We start from the raw sequence: 2,653 nt of genomic DNA on the forward strand, positions 1-2,653 counted from the left end.
GGGCTGCAGCGTGCACACGCTGCGGCCCCGCCGCATGAGTGGGGTGCGGTTCAGGCCGCTTCGGACTGCTTGCCGTCGTGCAGGGCGATCGCGTGCTGCATCGCCTTGCGGGCGCGCGGGGTGTCGCGGGCGTCGTGGTAGGCGACGGCGAGGCGGAACCAGGTGCGCCAGTCGTCGGGGGCGTCCTCCGTCTCGGCCTTGCGCTGGGCGAAGACCTCGTCGGCAGAGTCGCGGTCGATGCGCCCGCTGGGGGTGCGCCGCAGTTCGTCGACGGGCAGCCCGCCCTCGGCGTCGAGTTCGGCGGCGAGTTGGTTGGCCCTGCGGGCGAACTGGGTGTTCTTCCAGAGGAACCACAGGCCGATGACCGGCAGGATCAGCACGGCGACACCGAAAGTGACGGTGAGCGGTGTGCCGGTCTCGATGAGCAGGACGCCGCGGCTGCCGACCAGGACGAAGTAGACGACCAGGACGGCGGCGGTGAGGGCGTAGGTGAGCTTCGCGCGCATGACGGTCAGCGGCTCAGTTCAGATCCAGGAAGTGTTCCAGGCCGAACGTCAGGCCCGGGGTGCTCACCACGCGGCGGGCGCCGAGCAGGATGCCCGGCATGAAGCTGCTGTGGTGGAGCGAGTCGTGCCGGACCGTGAGGGTCTCGCCCTCGGCGCCGAGCAGGACCTCCTGGTGGGCGAGCAGTCCGCGCAGCCGGACGGCGTGCACCGGGACACCGTCGACGTCGGCGCCGCGGGCACCGTCCAGGGCGGTGGCCGTGGCGTCGGGGGCCGGGGCGGTGCCGGCGGTGCGGCGGGCCTCGGCGATCAGCTGTGCGGTGCGTGTGGCGGTTCCGGAGGGGGCGTCCACCTTGTTCGGGTGGTGCAGCTCGACGACCTCGACGGACTCGAAGTAGGGGGCGGCGAGCTGCGCGAACTTCATGGTGAGGACGGCCCCGATGGAGAAGTTCGGGGCGATGAGCACGCCCGTGGCGGGGGATGCGGACAGCCAGCCGTTCAGCTGCGCGAGGCGCTCGTCGGTCCAGCCGGTGGTGCCGACGACCGCGTGGATGCCGTGGCCGACGCAGAACTCGAGGTTGGCCATGACCGAGTCGGGCGTGGTCAGTTCGACCGCGACCTGGGCGCCGGAGTCGGTGAGCGTCTCCAGCTTGTCGCCCCGGCCGAGGGCGGCGACCAGTTCCATGTCCTCGGCGGCTTCGACGGCTCGTACGGCTTCCGAGCCGATCCGGCCCTTGGCGCCGAGGACCGCCACGCGCAGCTTGCTCATCTCTTGTGCTTCCTTCACCAGGGGATGGTCAGGCGACGGCGTCGTGCAGACGGGCCGCCTGTTTGTCCTTCAGCGGGCCGATGACCGACAGCGAGGGCCGCCGTCCCAGGATCTCGCGGGCTACCTCGCGGACGTCGTCCGGGGTGACCGACGCGATCCGGGACAGCATGTCGTCGACGGACATCTGCTCGCCCCAGCACAGCTCGCTCTTGCCGATACGGTTCATCAGCGCGCCGGTGTCCTCCAGGCCGAGGACCGTGGACCCCCGGAGCTGGCCGATCGCACGCCCTATCTCGTCGTCCGAGAGGCCGTGCTCGGCGACGTGGTCGAGTTCGTCGCGGCAGATCTTCAGCACGTCGTGCACCTGCGAGGGCCTGCAGCCGGCGTACACGCCGAACAGGCCGCAGTCGGCGAAGCCGGACGTGTAGGAGTACACGCTGTAGGCCAGGCCGCGCTTCTCGCGGACCTCCTGGAAGAGGCGGGAGGACATGCCGCCGCCGAGGGCGGTGTTCAGCACGCCCAGGGCCCAGCGCCGCTCGTCCGTGCGGGACAGGCCCGGCATGCCGAGCACGACGTGCGCCTGCTCGGTCTTGCGGTCGATCAGCTCGACGCGGCCCGCGGTGCGCAGGGCACGCTTGCCGCCGCGCGGGGCGACGGGGTCGGCGGCGGGGTTCTTGAGGGCCCCCGCCTTCTCGAAGGCGACGCGGACCTGCCGAACGACCTTGGCGTGGTCGATGTTGCCGGCGCAGGCGACGACCAGGTGCGTCGGGTCGTAGTGCTTCTTGTAGAAGCGGCGGATGCGGTCGGCGGTGAGCGCGTTGACCGTGTCGACCGTGCCCAGGACCGGGCGGCCGAGGGGGTTGTCGCCGAACATCGTGTGCGCGAACAGGTCGTGCACGCAGTCGCCCGGGTCGTCCTCGGTCATGGCGATCTCTTCGAGGATGGCGCCCCGCTCGACATTGACGTCCTCTTCGAGGATGAGGGAGCCCGTCAGCATGTCGCAGACGACGTCGATGGCCAGCGGCAGATCGGTGTCGAGCACGCGCGCGTAATAGCACGTGTACTCCTTCGCGGTGAACGCGTTCATCTCGCCGCCGACCGCGTCGAGGGCGGACGAGATGTCCAGGGCGGACCTGCGGCTGGTGCCCTTGAAGAGCAGGTGCTCCAGGTAGTGGGTGGCGCCGTTCAGTGCGGGGGTCTCGTCCCGGGAGCCGACGTGCGCCCAGATGCCGAAGGTCGCGGAGCGGACCGAGGGCAGGGTTTCGGTGACGATGCGCAGGCCGCCGGGGAGAGTGGTCTTGCGGACCGTGCCGATGCCGTTCTCGCCCTTGATGAGGGTTTGGGTACGGGCGACGGCCCGCGCCTCCGAGGAGGTGCGGGC

3 protein-coding genes are annotated in these 2,653 nt (G+C 70.9%); all 3 read right to left on the bottom strand.

What is annotated here, in order from left to right; genetic code table 11:
* Nucleotides 1-50 precede the first annotated feature (50 nt).
* Nucleotides 51-506 (bottom strand): hypothetical protein, encoded by a 456-nt coding sequence (locus tag ACFU3E_RS38365; RefSeq protein WP_384169445.1) that lies wholly within the window; start codon nt 504-506, stop codon nt 51-53.
* Between the two features lie 13 nt (nt 507-519).
* Nucleotides 520-1,272 carry a 4-hydroxy-tetrahydrodipicolinate reductase gene (gene dapB, locus ACFU3E_RS38370; RefSeq protein ID WP_384169447.1) on the bottom strand — a complete coding sequence of 251 codons (753 nt, stop codon included), beginning with the start codon at nt 1,270-1,272 and terminating at the stop codon, nt 520-522.
* 28 nt (nt 1,273-1,300) lie between these two features.
* Nucleotides 1,301-2,653 (bottom strand): M16 family metallopeptidase (locus tag ACFU3E_RS38375; protein ID WP_384169450.1); only part of this gene is annotated, 1,353 nt, incomplete at its 5' end.

The sequence above is a fragment of the Streptomyces sp. NPDC057424 genome, assembly GCF_042803315.1.
In the GTDB taxonomy this organism is placed as follows: domain Bacteria; phylum Actinomycetota; class Actinomycetes; order Streptomycetales; family Streptomycetaceae; genus Streptomyces.